This is a genomic window from Lacihabitans lacunae (assembly GCF_042649125.1).
Taxonomy (GTDB): domain Bacteria; phylum Bacteroidota; class Bacteroidia; order Cytophagales; family Spirosomataceae; genus Leadbetterella; species Leadbetterella lacunae.
Genome location: NZ_JBHRYQ010000001.1, coordinates 4758299 through 4772726, shown reverse-complemented (window position 1 = coordinate 4772726; position 14428 = coordinate 4758299). Strand labels below are relative to the sequence as shown.

The following is a 14428-nucleotide window of genomic DNA, read 5'->3' as shown; positions in this document are numbered from 1 at the left end:
ATTTTAAGGTATAAAAAATATAACATGAAACCATTAAAACAAATATCCCGCATTTGGATTTCTATAGGCTCAATTTTATTGGTTGCAACCTATTTTTTACCCATATGGAGAATAGACTTATGGGCACCTCAATATCCAGAAGGACTATCGATGCAAATATGGTTAAATAAACTTTCCGGACAAGTAGACATCATAAATGGCCTAAACCATTACATTGGCATGGCTCACATTAAAGAAGAGATGTTTCCAGAGTTCAAAATCCTTCCTTTTGTAGTTGGTTTTTTGATTATTTTCGGATTAAGTACGGCCTTATTGAAAAACCGTAAACTACTGATAGCATTTGCGGCAACCTTGGTTCTTAGTGGCATAGTTGCATTAGTTGATTACTACAAATGGGGATATGAATACGGCCATAATCTGGCAGACGATGCAGCCATAAAAGTACCAGGCATGACTTACCAACCTCCATTAATAGGATATAAAGAGCTTTTAAATTTTGGTGCCTACTCAATTCCTGCAAGTGGTGGATGGATATTCGTAATACTGGCTTTAATCACATTTGGTGTATTGATTTTTGAAATAAAAACTAACAAATAGCATGAAATACTTACTATACATAGCCATATTCTTCAGTTTGTTGGCTTGTACCTCTGAACCAGAACCAATTACCTATGGCAAAGACTACTGCCAGTTTTGCAAAATGACAATTATGGAGCCCCAGTTTGCGGGAGAATTAATTACAAAAAAAGGAAAAGTTTTCAAATTTGATGATGTATCATGCATGGTAAAATATGTAAATCTTGAAAACCTACCAGAAACAGAATATGCCTTCATTTTAATAAATGACTATAATCACAAAGACTTTGTAAATGTATCTGAAGCTCATTTTGTTCATGACGATAATATCAAAAGTCCTATGGGTGGACAGACGATTGCATTTAAAGAAAAGCTTTCTGCAAATAACATTCCGGCTCAAATTGGAAAAGATTACGAAGAATTAAACTGGGCAGAAATAAAAGCAATGCTTTAGGATTTTGGAAAAAATTAAAACCCTAAACTATGAAATATTTAAAATATACACTTTTACTGATTTTAGCATTTACTTTTTTACAATTAAATGCATTTAGTAAAACATTTAAAGTAAATAATAACAAAGAGCTTTTTGAAGCCGTTGCAAATGCAAAAGCTGGAGATATAGTTTTAGTTTCGACAGGAAATTATCAGGTCAATGGCTTAGTAATAGACAAAGCCATTGAGATTATTGGCGTAAACACCCCAATTTTTGATGGCAAACTAAAAGGCGAAATTCTAACCGTTAAATCCAATAATGTAAAAGTAAGCGGCATTCAGTTTCAAAACGTTGGAATAACAAGCACCATTGACTGGGCAGCCATAAAGGTGATAGAATCAAAAAATGTAACCATCGAAAACAACAAACTGATAAACTGTTATTTCGCCATTTATTTATCAGCTTCAAACAATTGCTTAGTACGCAATAACCATATAGAAGGCAAACCTTCAAACGAACAAAACACAGGAAATGGAATACACTTTTGGAAGTGCGACAGTATAATAGTTATCAACAACTTCGTAAAAGGACAACGTGATGGTCTTTATTTCGAGTTTGTAACTAATTCTAGGGTTGAGCATAACATTAGCACTAAAAACATCAGATATGGCCTACATTTTATGTTTTCCCACAAAAACAGCTATTCATTTAACACCTTTGATAGCAACGGTGCTGGTGTGGCAGTGATGTATACCAAGTTTGTTAAAATGCACCACAACATATTTAAAAACAACTGGGGCAGCTCTGCCTATGGAATATTATTAAAAGACATCACGGACAGCGAAATAGAAGACAATATATTTGAATACAACACTATGGGTACACTTTTAGAGGGTTGCAATAGAATTAAAATAGAACGCAATGAATTTAAACATAATGGGGTGGCCATGCGTGTGCAGGCCAACTGTGAGGAAAATGGAGTTAAGTCTAATAATTTTATTAATAACACTTTCGACTTGGCTACAAATGGAAACGTGGTTAGCAACACACTAGAAAGAAACTATTGGGACAAATATGAAGGCTACGATCTTGACAAAAATGGAATTGGCGACATCAATTATCGGCCTGTAAGTCTGTTTTCTACTTTGATTGAAAGAATGCCCCAAGCGATGATGCTTCTTAGAAGTTTTACCGCAACCCTTTTAGATAAAATAGAAAAAGTAATGCCCAGTTTTACACCAGAAAACTTAAAAGACGAACAGCCATTAATGAAACCTATTAAAATTATTACTTGATTATGATTCGTTTTGAAAATATTAGTAAAAGATTTGGAAAACTAGAGGTATTAAAAGACATAAACATTGCCTTTAACAAAGGGCAATCTATCGCAATAGTTGGTCCAAATGGATCTGGCAAAACTACCCTTATAAAAATATTATTGGGGATGGTAATTCCTAATAGCGGAAAGCTTTTCTTTAATGAAATTTGGATAAACAAAGACCACAAATATCGTGGAGACATAGGCTATATGCCTCAAATTAGCCAATACCCTCCAAACTTAAAAATAAGCCAGTTGTTAGAAATGATGACGGATATAAGAACAAATAGCGGATGGAGTGGAACACCTGACGATGACCTTTTAAAGGCTTTTGACATAGCCAATATTCAAAACAAAACGATGAGCTCTCTCAGTGGTGGCACACGTCAAAAGGTAGGGGCGGCATTAGCTTTTCGTTTTAACCCAAATGTTTTGATTTTAGATGAACCAACAGCAGGCCTAGACCCCGCTTCTTGTGAAATCTTAAAAGAAAAAATCCAAAAAGAACGAGCAAAGGGAAAGCTAATCATAATAACATCGCACATCATGGCTGACCTTGAAGAGCTAACCGACCATGTACTATATATTCAAGATGCCCACATTCAGTTTTTTGAAAAAACAGATAATCTAAGGTCAAAATATAAAGAAGACAAACTTGGTAAAATCATAGCTAATTTAATGAAAAACAAAGGTGAAATAAAAACGCCAAAATTGAAAACCACTGAAAATATAACCCTATGAAAAAGGTACTTAAATATGTTTTATATGATATAATGCGAAATCGGTTTGTGATTGCATACACCTTACTGCTTTTAATTATCAGCTTATCATTTTTTAGTTTTGAAGTAACCCCTGGAAAAGGTGTCATAAGCTTACTCAACATTAACTTGATCGTGATTCCACTCGTAAGTATCATATTTGCAAGCACGCATTTTTACAACTCCTACGAATTCCTTGAGCTATTAGCCTCTCAACCACTTTCACGTAAAACCATATTTTTTAGTCAATACTTGGGAGTTGCCATATCGCTGTTAATATCTTTTTTAATAGGCGTTGGTTTGCCCGTAGTATTGTATGAAGGCACTGAAACTGGATTACGACTGATTTTAACCGGATCAATACTTACACTGGTTTTTGTTTCATTGGCATTTTTAACAGCCGTTATAACCAAAGACAAAGCAAAGGGTATGGGCTTAGCATTGGCCGTTTGGTTTTACTTCTCGGTAGTTTACGATGGCTTAGTGCTTACTATTTTTCTAAACTTCAGCGACTACCCAATGGAGAAAGCCACAGTTATATTTTCCCTCTTCAACCCAATTGACCTTGCAAGAATTCTGGTATTAATCAAAATGGACGTATCGGCTTTAATGGGAATTACGGGAGCGGTTTTTCAAAACTTCTTTGGCTCCTCGATTGGACTCATAATGTCACTTTTAACATTATTGATATGGTTTGTTTCGCCAATATTATTAGCATTTTCAAAATTCAATAAAAAAGATTTATAAACTATAACTTAATATAAAATGAGAACAATTGCACTTAGTATCCTAATTTCAGCGAGTTTATTGGCATGTCAAAGTACCGAAACAAGCACAAACGATTCAGAAGAAGTAGCAGTAGCTGCTGGTCAAGAGTCTGTAGTAGATGATGTTTCGGAAAAAGATGTGGTAAAAGTAGCCGTCGGCTCGCCGGATCACACCACGCTTGTAACTACACTTAAAGCTGCAGACCTGGTCACATCTTTGGCAAATGCAGGACCATTTACGGTTTTCGCTCCAACAAATGCTGCTTTCGAAAAACTCCCGGCAGGAACAGTTGATGGTTTACTTAAGTCAGAAAACAAAGATAAACTGGCTGATATCCTTCAACACCACGTGATGACTTCGGCTTTGGCTGTAGATTTTTTTCAAGATGGTCAGTCAATGGGAATGGTAGATGGAACAAACGTAATTTTTAAAGTAACACCGGAAGGAGTTTTTGTGGACGGAGCCAAAATAATTGGTTCTGTAAAAGCATCTAACGGCTGGGTTCATGTAGTTGATTCCGTAATTTTACCCAAATAAAATTATTTCCGTAACCCAGAGTAAAAAACAAGTTCTGGGTTATGGTTTATCTAAGGCCGCCTTTATCTTTTGTTAAATCAACAGCCCCTCTATTAAAAACTTCTTTTAACTCCAACAAACATGCATTACACAAACAGCCCCCTTCAAAATCCCAAAGTGATTTCTCTCTAATGTACTGGGTTTCATCAAAAGTTAAAGCTATATGCTGGCAGTCGCACTGACTTACATTATTTGATTTACAAACAAAGACCGCATTGCATCTTGGGCAATTATCTGGTGCGTGTTTTTCCATCTATTTATATTATTAAAGGCTTCCTATTTTTCCAATTTACAACAAATCAACTCCTTTTTTTCTCAAATGTTTCATTACTGTTTGTATTTCGATTTTATTTTAAATCATAAATCAGGAGCTTTATTAAATTAAACAACTAATAGTTAGTCAATTATTAGAAAATCATTAAAAGCTTCAAAAACTACCATTGAAACCGCCTCTCACTTACATGTTTTTAGTCATTTACCTAAATACTCAAACTTTTTGTAATAAATTTGCGACTGATTTTGAAAGCAATCTAAAATTAATTGATGTTAGATAAAAAACTAAGGGCTTTGGCCGTCATATTACCTCAGTTTCACCCTATACCTGAAAACGATAAATGGTGGGGAAGAGGATTTACAGAATGGACAAATGTGGTTAAAGCCAAACCTCGGTTTGCTGGACATTATCAGCCTCACTTGCCTGCTGACTTAGGTTTTTATGACCTTCGCTTAGCCCAAACTCGCCAAGACCAGGCCGACTTGGCCAAAGAACACGATATTTATGGATTTTGTATTCACCACTATTGGTTTAATGGCCAAAGGTTAATCGAAACTCCAGTAAATGAAATGTTGGCCTCTGGCAAACCAGATTTTCCGTTTATGCTTTGCTGGGCAAATGAAAACTGGACGCGTCGCTGGGATGGCCTCGACAAAGAGGTTTTAATGGAACAAAACTACCATGCAGACGACCATCGTGAGCATGCCAAATATCTTTGTGAGAATGTATTTAACGACCCGAGATACATTAAAGTAGACGGCAAACCCTTCTTTTTGTTTTTTAACTCAGATATAATTCCCGACCTTAAAGAAACCATCGAAATATGGAGAGATGAGGTAAAAAAACATGGATTCCCAGACATATATTTAGGTGGAGTAAAAACCGCAGAAACCAAAATCCCAAATGCAGTAGAACTAGGGTTTGATGTGGTAATAGAATGGCAACCCGATTGGGCTAATTTAGAAACAACGCCTAGTTTTTTAGACCGACTAAAAAACAAATTTGGACTAGGGGAAACCTACCGAAAGCTAGATTATGGAACCGTAGTAAAAAGAATGATGGCCAAAAAAGTGCCTGATTTTAAACACTACAACTGCATAATGCCAGGCTGGGATAACTGTGCAAGACGTAAAAACAACGCTTTTTTGCTTGACAATTCCACTCCTGAAAAATACCAAATGTGGCTTGAAGATATTTGTAATAGAAGTAAAACGTATTCAGAAGAAGAGAATTTTGTTTTCATAAATGCATGGAATGAATGGGCCGAAGGTAACCATTTGGAACCTGATCAAAAATGGGGACTTAAATACTTAGAAAAAACAAAAGAGGTTTTGTCTAAATATATATAATTAAATTGGCTAAAAATCTACAATCCAAAAAGATATCATGAAATTATACTTTGATCCGGAAAGAATGCAGCAGTTGGCTAAAAAGCATTCTGAAGAATTTAAATCGGGGAAACCGTATGAACACATTGTCATAGATAATTTTCTTGACCCTGAGGCACTTGAAAAAGTACTTGAAGAGTTTCCTGCCAAGGGCACAAAGGTTTGGCACGACTACGAAACCCACTTTGAGAAAAAACAAGAAATAAACGGCGAAGGTAAAATGGGGCCATTTACACAGCATTTGCTTTACCAGTTTAACTCCGCTCCTTTTTTGCAGTTTCTAGAAACCTTAACTGGCATTAATGATCTCATTCCAGACCCTTACTACTATGGAGGTGGTTTGCACCAGCTAAACAGAGGAGGTAAATTGGGCGTACACGCTGACTACAGCAAACACGTAAAATGGCCATTAGACAGAAGGATAAACGCCATATTATACCTGAATAAAGACTGGAAAGAAGAATATAACGGCCACCTAGAACTTTGGGATACCGAAGTAACCAAATGCGAGAAAAAAGTACTGCCTATATTTAACCGATTATTGGTTTTTGCAGTAACTGACTTTAACATGCATGGTGTTCCCGAAATATTGAACTGTCCGGAGGAAATGAGCCGTAAGTCCTTGGCGTTTTTCTACTTTACTAACGGAAGACCCGAACATGAAGTAGACAAAAACAAAAAACTCCACGTGAAGTTTCAAGACAGACCCGGAGATTATGCACCAGCAAATGCTCAAGACAAAAAGAACATAATTGGGTATGAACCAAACCCAGTCAAAAGATTTATAAAACAAGTTACGCCTCCTTTTTTATTCGAATTGGGTAAAAAGCTAATGAGCTAATTTGAATTTATTTACACATCCAAAAAGAAATTAATGCCTAAAGTTTCGGTAATATTACCTAATTACAATCATGAAAAATTCCTTGTTCAAAGAATAGAAAGCATTCTTTGTCAGGACTTTGAAGACTATGAGTTAATTATCCTAGACGATGCCTCTACCGATGGCAGCAGACAAATATTTGACACATACAAAACCCATGAAAAAGTAAGTCACTACGTAATAAATGAGCGAAACTCGGGTTCTACTTTTGTGCAATGGCAAAAAGGTTTAGCACTTGCCAAAGGCGAATATATTTGGATAGCAGAAAGTGACGACTACGCAGACCGAAATTTTTTGACGGAATTAGTCGAAAACCTAGACAGTAACCCTCAAAACGGGGTTTGTTTTTGTGCATCAAACTGGATAGATGAAAAAGGTAACGTGATTCACAGCCCAAGCCACGAAGACGAAACAGATAAATGGCAAGGGAATTCATTGATAAAAAATGAGTTTTTAATAGGCAATTTGATTTACAATGCCAGCAGTGCCGTATTCAGAAAAAGCTTAATATCGAAAGTGAATTTTGATGAAACTACAAAATTCAAATATACCGGCGATTGGTTTTTTTGGGTACAAGTATCACCAAATATTTCAATCACGCGAATAGAAAAACGCCTGAATTTTTTCAGAAGGCACACCAACAATGTTTCGTTTAAGTCTGATAACGAAGGCCTACAATTTGTAGAAGGAATAAAAATAGCCCAATATATATTCAAAACAGAGCAACTGAGTTTTTCTAAAAAAAGAAAGACAATGCTTTATTGGGCAAAAAAAATCGCCACAACTAATCTAGCTAATCCAAAACGGGTATTGGAACAAATGCCTTTTGAGATTAGGTTATATTTTAGAATTTTGAATTTATTTAGTAAAAATGATGAGTGAAGGCGTATCGGTTATTATAGCATGTTATAATAGCGAAAAAGTAATTTCAAAAACCCTAGAATATCTCCAAGCTCAAAAAAACTACGACAACATTCCTTGGGAAGTTATCTTGGTAGACAATAACTCTACTGACAAAACTTCAGCGGTGGCAAAAGCAATTTGGGACAAAAACCCTATCGTGCCACTTCGGATATTATTAGAAACCAAGGTAGGTGAGGCAAATGCCCGAAGAACAGGTATAATAGCAGCACAATATGGCATCCTGAGTATAGTTGACGACGACAACTGGGTGGCAGAAGATTGGATATACAAAATTGATAAATACTTCCAAAACCCAGAGATTGGGCTATTGGGCTGTGCAGGAGAAGGAGTTTACGAAGAAACTCCACCTGAATGGTTTGAAGATAACAAAAATGCTTTCGCTATAGGAAGTTTATACGAAGGCGACTTTGTGGATATCACTGAGTGGGCATTTGTGCCAGGAGCTGGGCTATCTGTAAGAAAACTTATCTATGATTATTTGTTTGAAAACAACTGGAAACCGCTTCTTGAAGGTCGCGTAGGAAATACCCAATCTGCAGGTGCTGACAGCGAAATGTGCCTAATAACAAGACACTTAGGATACAAAATATTCTATTCAAACGACCTCCATTTTAAGCACTTTACGGCCAAAAATCGCATTACTTGGGAGCGTCTAAAAAACATGACGCAGGGTTTTGGTGAGTCTGATGTATTTACACTTCCATATAAAATTTTGTATTACGATAGATGTTGCAAAAGCAGTATTTTTAACTCGTTCAGAAGGTTTTGGTGGTTTAATTATTTTGCAAAAAAAGTAGCACTTTTTATTAAAGACCCATTACCATTTATTAGAAAAGGTAAATATGACCCTAAAATATTGATTCGAATTAGAAACAAAGCATTTACGAATCGAATTTGGAAAGAGAGAAAGAAATTCGAATCTTCTTTTGAAATACTAGACCAAATAAAACGTTTAAAATGAAATAAATACGCCTACAATTTCTAATTAAAAATAACTGCGAATTTGAAGAAATATATACTGCATTTGTTTTTAATCCTTGGGATATGTAATGGCATTTTTGCACAAACCTACACTGTAGAAGGCGTGGTAATAAGTGCGACTACATCTAAGCCTATTCCATTTGCAAATATTATTGAAACTAACACCCGAAATGGCGTTCAGACAGACTCTACGGGCAAATTTTTAATAAAACTAAAACAACAAAGCTCATCACTCAGAGCCTCTTCTATTGGTTACCAAAGAAAAACACTTAGTGTTACTGCTCCAAACTACTTAGTTTTTCGCTTAGAAGAAACCAACGAAACTTTTAATGATGTCACCATTATCCCAGACGAGAACCCCGCTTGGAGGATAATTCGAGAAGTAATAAAAAATTCAAAAAACAACGATTCTCAAAACTACCCCGAGCTAGAAGCCGACTCCTACACCAAGTACTTTTTAAGCGGAAGTACAGTCCGTAACTTTTTCAAAAAAGACACGAGTTATTCCAGGTCTTTCGAGGGCGACTTGTTCATTACTGAAAATATTGGTAAATATTACCAAAAAAATGGAAAGCAAAAAGAACTCGTTTTGCATAGCATTTCTTCTTTTCCCAAAAACTACCCCGCAAATATTTTCATGAGTCCCTATATCAATCCCCGAGATTTTTATATGGAAAAATTCAACTTTAATTTAAATAATTTGGGAGGTGGCAACGACACAAAGGTGTCTAATCAAAAGATCTATATCACTCCTTTTTCTGACAACACGTTTAAAAATTACGATTTTCAGCTACTCGCTGTGGATAGCCTCTCGGCTGACACCACCTTTACAATTAGGTTTAAACCTCTAGAAAACAAAAAGTTTAATAGCCTATATGGATTAATGAAAGTGAGCTCAGACGGTTATGCACTTAGCTATTTTGAAGCTGAAAGTGCCGATTCAGCTCAAACAATTCCGCTTAAAATCATTCAGAAGTTTGAAAAAACATCGACTAAATGGTACCCTATGGAGCGTTCAATCGAAATTGGATATAATTTGAATTCAAAAACTTACAAAGGAGATTTTACATTTAAAATTGAAAACTTATTTTATAATATCTCCGATAAAATATCCGATTCAAATATAACCTTCGACGGAGCCACAGTAGCCGTACTTCCAACCGCGGATGCTATCAGTCACAAGGAATTTGAAAAATACAGACCTACCAAATTAGACACAAATGCGATAAAGTTATATAGGAAATTCGAGCGATTCGACTCAACTAAATTTTCGAGATATTTAGTAAGGCCAGGTATGCTTATCATAAAATATGCCATGTCTGGTCTGGTACCCACGGGGCCCGTTAATATACTATTAAATCAATTTTATATAAACAATTATGAAGGCCAAAGAATTGGTTTAGGCATAATGAACGATATGATTAAAAATCCACGATGGAAACTTTATGGAAGTGCAGGATTTGGACTTAAAGACAAAATGTATAAATATGAGGGCAGTTTAAGCTATAATTTGACACGAGATAGATATAACCGTTTGGAGATTTATGGAGAAAAAGACTTACAAAGACCGGGCTTAACGCCTCTTTTGTATGCCAATTATATGTATACACCTATCGAAAACCTCAATATTGGCTCAGGTATTTACAACCTAGACCAATTTAAAAAAATTGGTTTTGCAGCCTATGTAAAACCCTTAAACTGGACGCAGATTAAGCTATATGTAGAAAACCAAACAAGAAACCCACTTACCTACTTTGTGCAAGAGCAACCCACACAAACCATTCAGACCAATACCATAGGCTTAAGTTTTAGGTTTGCGTACAAAGAAGTCATAAATAGAATAGGATATATAGAAACCCAACAAAACCTCAGCTTCCCTGTAGTAAGATTTAATATCAACAAATACTTCGAAACCAGAACCAAGCATACATTTTGGAAAGCTAACCTTGTGCTTCTTCATCAGTTAAAAATAAACAAAGTGGGCAAAACCAACTTAACTCTTTCACTAGGTAATTCTTGGGGCGGAGCATTGCCTTATACGTACCTATTCAGCAATTTGGCTACGCCTTTGAGTTTCTTTACATCAAACCTTTCAGATGGCTTCCAAACGCTCAATGCGGCTGACTATAGCTATAATAACTATGCTACGTTTAATGTAATTCATGACTTTGAGAAAAACCTATGGCATTCTAAAATACCTTGGATACAACCCGAAATTACAATTGGAAATAAAATAGCTCTTGCCAAACTAACGCAACCTACATATATAATTAGAGACGTTCCTATCCGTGACCTTTCTAAGGGTATTTTTGAAGCTAACTTTTCAGTAAGGAATTTGATAAAAATAAAAATCCGCGGAGTGCGAATTGGACTGGGTGCTTCTGCGGCTTACGATTACACAAAAGTATCGTATAGTAAAAATAGGTGGACAGTCAGACCAAGAGTAACTTTGCCGCTATTTTAAATCAAAATGGCTTTTAGATTTAGATATTCTTGTCGCCAAAATGCTCCAGGGCTAATAAATACGCCTTTTTCTTTCGGCAAGTCTACTCCCGCATATTTATAGGCCTCATACACATATTCTGAGCACGTATATTTATCGTCTTCAAAGAGGCTTTTCATACCTACCAAACTCCTCCACAATATCCTGAAGTATTCTTTGCGGTCGTATTGTTTTGTTAAGTTATCCATACAAAACTCCCTGATTTTGTTTTGAAGCTGAATATCTTCTCCCAAAATAGCGTGCCTTGCCCATGCCACTCGTCCATCATAAGGCCGATTATTACCTGAGTAGTTTTTATATAAAAAAGACATGGGCAAAAGCCTAACACCAGATTCCAAAATACTTTCTACCAAAAACAACCTATCCATTTCTTCAATCCGAATTACCATTCCAACATGTGACCACGCCGATTTGCTTTTCCAACGAATAAGACCTGATAACCAGTGATTTCCAGAGAAGAATATTAAGTCGCCCGTATTAAACTCCGTACGCATAGCATCGTAAAACTTCAGGTTATTACCAAAGTTTTGATATTCTGCAATTTTGTCAAGTTCTTTTTTGGTCCTAATACCCTTTGCCATGAAACTTTAATAAATGTTTTATAGTTTTGTATTTATAATTTGAAATATAACAAAAATATTCAAAATGGTTACGGTTACAGATCAAGCAAGAGATAAAATAATAGAATTAAAACAAAAAGAAGGTAAGACTTCAGACTACGGAATCAGAGTTTCGGTAGAAGGCGGTGGCTGCTCAGGCTTAATGTATGACTTAGCATTTGATGCATCAGAATTGCCAAACGATCATATTTTCGAAGATCAAGGGATCCGAATTTTTGTAGACAAAAAGAGTTTATTGTATTTGATAGGTACTCAATTAGATTTTTCGGACGGTCTTAACGGAAAAGGATTTCAGTTTAAAAATCCAAACGCGTCACGTACTTGTGGCTGTGGAGAGAGTTTTTCTGTCTAAATTCTAAAACACGATATCTTAAAGAGCCTTGCAACCCAAGGCTCTTTTTTTTGACTTTTTACCACTTTTTCTTGTCTAATTCAATGATTTCATTAACTTCGTAATCATTAAAACAAGACAAAATTGTTTCTAGATTTAAACTACTTCCTTGCCAGACTTGCCTACCTACGTAGTGCATGCTCTTTTGTTCCTGACCTTTTGGCGTAACCTCCACTTCTTCAAATTTTACTTGCGGCAAGGTCGCATTACATTTCATTTTCAAAAAAAACAAACTATGACAAACTTCAAAGAAAGTTCGCCTGTACTAGTTATTGGTATGGGTAAAGTTGGGTCTCTTGTAGGGATTCTATTAAGCAAAAAATTCAAAGTTACAGGTTTAGATAAAAACAAGCCACATTACGACTTAAAGCTACCTTTTGATGTAGTAGAGGGCGACTGCACAAACTTAGCTTTTATGGAAAAGTTACTAAAAAACTACGAAGCCGTGGTTTCTTGTATGCCATTTTACCTAAACTTACCTATAGCCGAAATAGCCGGCAAAAACGGCATTCACTATTTTGACCTCACAGAAGATGTTCCCACTACCACCGCCATCAGAAAAATGGCCGAAGACGTTGATTGTGTTATGGCCCCACAGTGTGGTTTGGCACCCGGCCTGATTGGCATAGTAGGTGCTAACTTATGTAAGCGATTCGACAAAATCAGAGATATTGAGTTACGTGTGGGAGCATTGCCTCAGCACCCCAATGGACTTTTGGGATATTCTTTCACATGGTCGCCAGCGGGAGTTATTAACGAATACATAAACGACTGTGAAGTAATACACAACGGTACCCGTAAAATGGTACCTGCACTAGATGGTCTGGAAAAAATCTACATTGGCGGAGAAGAGTTTGAAGCATTTAGCACCTCAGGTGGCTTGGGCACCATGTGTGAGACTTATGAAGGAAAGGTGGATACGCTAAACTACAAAACCATGCGATACCCTGGCCATGCCAAACTCATGCGTTTTATGCTTTATGAACTTATCTTAAAAGAAAAAAGACAACTATTAGAAGAAATTTTGACAAATGCAAAGCCGCCCGTACAAAACGACGTAGTGTACGTATATTCGGCAGTAGAAGGCTGGAAAAACGATAAAATTAATAGAGAAGAGTTCTTTAAAGCATATGAACCTATAGAAATAGATGGTGAACAATGGCGGGCTATATCTTGGACTACCGCGGCATCAATAACCGCTACGGTAGAAATGGTCGCTAATAAAAAATTACCTCAGAAAGGTTTCATTAAGCAAGAGGACATTAACTTTGAGGAGTTTTTAGAGACTAGCAACGGTGCCTTTTTTAAAGAATAAATAATGAACAAATCGCTTTTAACTTCTGTATTTTTATTACTTTCTACTTTTTGCTTTTCGCAGAAAATAGATGCTCAGGATTTGATAGAAAAAAGTATTAAAGCTCATGACCCAAATTCTAAATTTGAAAAATTAAAATACGCTTTTGAGTATCAAATAGTCCGAGACGGTGCCCCTACCCGAAACTTCGAAGTGGCATTTAATCGCCCTAAAGATATTTTTGCTTACTCAGTAAAGTCTGATTCAGTTTCTTTTCAACAAAAACTAGAAAAAGGAGTTTGTGATTTAACATTAAATGAATCTAAAATAATACCGGAAATTTCCGCAAAAAGATACCAAATTGATTGCGAGCGAACAAAATACCTAAAATCAGTTTATACCTATCTTTTTGGACTACCGTTTAAACTAAAAGACCCGGGCGTTGTGATTTCAGATGAGATAAAAGAAGTACGTTTTAATCAAAAAGACAGCTATGAGTTGGCGGTGAGTTTTGAAAAAGGAATTGGAACTGATCGTTGGTTTTTCTATTTCGACCAGAGCACCTATTTGTTAAATGGATACAAATTTATTCACGACAGTGCCAAAAACGACGGTGAATTTATTTTCCTCGAAGATTACCATTCATACAATGGCATTTTTTACCCTCGGATAAAAAAATGGCATTGGAATCAAACAGAGGAGCATTTTAGAACAGATAAAATTTTGAATTGAACTTTAAGTGAA

The 14428-nt window shown here is 36.0% G+C and carries 17 protein-coding genes; 14 read left to right on the top strand and 3 right to left on the bottom strand.

What is annotated here, in order from left to right; genetic code table 11:
* Window positions 1-24 precede the first annotated feature (24 nt).
* From ACFOOI_RS20200 to ACFOOI_RS20175, 6 genes are read left to right on the top strand one after another with little or no spacing between them, the layout of a single operon-like run.
* A complete protein-coding gene (locus ACFOOI_RS20200) occupies window positions 25-597 on the top strand; it encodes a hypothetical protein (RefSeq protein ID WP_379839903.1) in 573 nt (190 codons plus the stop codon).
* A gap of 1 nt (window position 598) precedes the next feature.
* The gene (locus ACFOOI_RS20195) at window positions 599-1030 is read left to right on the top strand and encodes a nitrous oxide reductase accessory protein NosL (protein WP_379839902.1); all 432 of its coding nucleotides are present in this window, start codon (window positions 599-601) and stop codon (window positions 1028-1030) included.
* 29 nt (window positions 1031-1059) lie between these two features.
* Window positions 1060-2304, top strand: coding sequence for a nitrous oxide reductase family maturation protein NosD (gene nosD / locus ACFOOI_RS20190; protein WP_379839901.1), 1245 nt, complete (start codon window positions 1060-1062; stop codon window positions 2302-2304).
* Between the two features lie 2 nt (window positions 2305-2306).
* Entirely contained in the window at window positions 2307-3068 is a 762-nt protein-coding gene (locus ACFOOI_RS20185) for an ABC transporter ATP-binding protein (protein WP_379839900.1), read from the top strand.
* Window positions 3065-3832 carry an ABC transporter permease subunit gene (locus ACFOOI_RS20180; protein ID WP_379839899.1) on the top strand — a complete coding sequence of 256 codons (768 nt, stop codon included), beginning with the start codon at window positions 3065-3067 and terminating at the stop codon, window positions 3830-3832. Before ACFOOI_RS20185 ends, ACFOOI_RS20180 begins: the two co-directional genes overlap by 4 nt.
* 18 nt (window positions 3833-3850) lie before the next feature.
* Complete coding sequence (locus tag ACFOOI_RS20175; protein ID WP_379839898.1) at window positions 3851-4390, top strand: fasciclin domain-containing protein; 540 nt, start codon at window positions 3851-3853, stop codon at window positions 4388-4390.
* Window positions 4391-4436: 46 nt separating this feature from the next.
* Here ACFOOI_RS20175 and ACFOOI_RS20170 read toward each other — a convergent pair whose 3' ends face one another.
* Complete coding sequence (locus tag ACFOOI_RS20170) at window positions 4437-4682, bottom strand: cysteine-rich CWC family protein (protein ID WP_379839897.1); 246 nt, start codon at window positions 4680-4682, stop codon at window positions 4437-4439.
* Window positions 4683-4972: 290 nt separating this feature from the next.
* Between ACFOOI_RS20170 and ACFOOI_RS20165 the strand changes: the two genes are divergently transcribed.
* From ACFOOI_RS20165 to ACFOOI_RS20145, 5 genes are read left to right on the top strand one after another with little or no spacing between them, the layout of a single operon-like run.
* A complete protein-coding gene (locus ACFOOI_RS20165) occupies window positions 4973-6052 on the top strand; it encodes a glycosyltransferase WbsX family protein (protein ID WP_379839896.1) in 1080 nt (359 codons plus the stop codon).
* A gap of 37 nt (window positions 6053-6089) precedes the next feature.
* Entirely contained in the window at window positions 6090-6932 is an 843-nt protein-coding gene (locus tag ACFOOI_RS20160) for a 2OG-Fe(II) oxygenase (RefSeq protein WP_379839895.1), read from the top strand.
* Between the two features lie 33 nt (window positions 6933-6965).
* Entirely contained in the window at window positions 6966-7853 is an 888-nt protein-coding gene (locus ACFOOI_RS20155) for a glycosyltransferase family 2 protein (protein ID WP_379839894.1), read from the top strand.
* Complete coding sequence (locus tag ACFOOI_RS20150) at window positions 7843-8856, top strand: glycosyltransferase (protein WP_379839893.1); 1014 nt, start codon at window positions 7843-7845, stop codon at window positions 8854-8856. The genes ACFOOI_RS20155 and ACFOOI_RS20150 overlap by 11 nt, the downstream gene beginning before the upstream one ends.
* A 42-nt stretch (window positions 8857-8898) precedes the next feature.
* The gene (locus tag ACFOOI_RS20145) at window positions 8899-11340 is read left to right on the top strand and encodes a DUF5686 and carboxypeptidase-like regulatory domain-containing protein (protein ID WP_379839892.1); all 2442 of its coding nucleotides are present in this window, start codon (window positions 8899-8901) and stop codon (window positions 11338-11340) included.
* Here ACFOOI_RS20145 and ACFOOI_RS20140 read toward each other — a convergent pair.
* Window positions 11337-11960 (bottom strand): YiiX/YebB-like N1pC/P60 family cysteine hydrolase, encoded by a 624-nt coding sequence (locus tag ACFOOI_RS20140; RefSeq protein WP_379839891.1) that lies wholly within the window; start codon window positions 11958-11960, stop codon window positions 11337-11339. The two genes, ACFOOI_RS20145 and ACFOOI_RS20140, sit on opposite strands and share 4 nt — an antisense overlap.
* Window positions 11961-12024: 64 nt before the next feature.
* On the opposite strand from ACFOOI_RS20140, the gene ACFOOI_RS20135 reads away from it, so the two are divergent.
* Window positions 12025-12351: a HesB/IscA family protein gene (locus tag ACFOOI_RS20135; protein WP_379839890.1), complete on the top strand. Its 327-nt coding sequence runs from the start codon at window positions 12025-12027 to the stop codon at window positions 12349-12351.
* 58 nt (window positions 12352-12409) lie between these two features.
* Here the strand turns inward: ACFOOI_RS20135 and ACFOOI_RS20130 are convergent, their stop codons facing one another.
* Window positions 12410-12607 (bottom strand): hypothetical protein, encoded by a 198-nt coding sequence (locus ACFOOI_RS20130; protein WP_379839889.1) that lies wholly within the window; start codon window positions 12605-12607, stop codon window positions 12410-12412.
* An 18-nt stretch (window positions 12608-12625) separates the two neighbouring features.
* Between ACFOOI_RS20130 and ACFOOI_RS20125 the strand changes: the two genes are divergently transcribed.
* Both ACFOOI_RS20125 and ACFOOI_RS20120 read left to right on the top strand, forming a co-directional pair.
* Window positions 12626-13705, top strand: coding sequence for a saccharopine dehydrogenase family protein (locus tag ACFOOI_RS20125; protein ID WP_379839888.1), 1080 nt, complete (start codon window positions 12626-12628; stop codon window positions 13703-13705).
* Between the two features lie 3 nt (window positions 13706-13708).
* Window positions 13709-14416, top strand: coding sequence for a DUF6503 family protein (locus ACFOOI_RS20120; RefSeq protein ID WP_379839887.1), 708 nt, complete (start codon window positions 13709-13711; stop codon window positions 14414-14416).
* Window positions 14417-14428 lie beyond the last annotated feature (12 nt).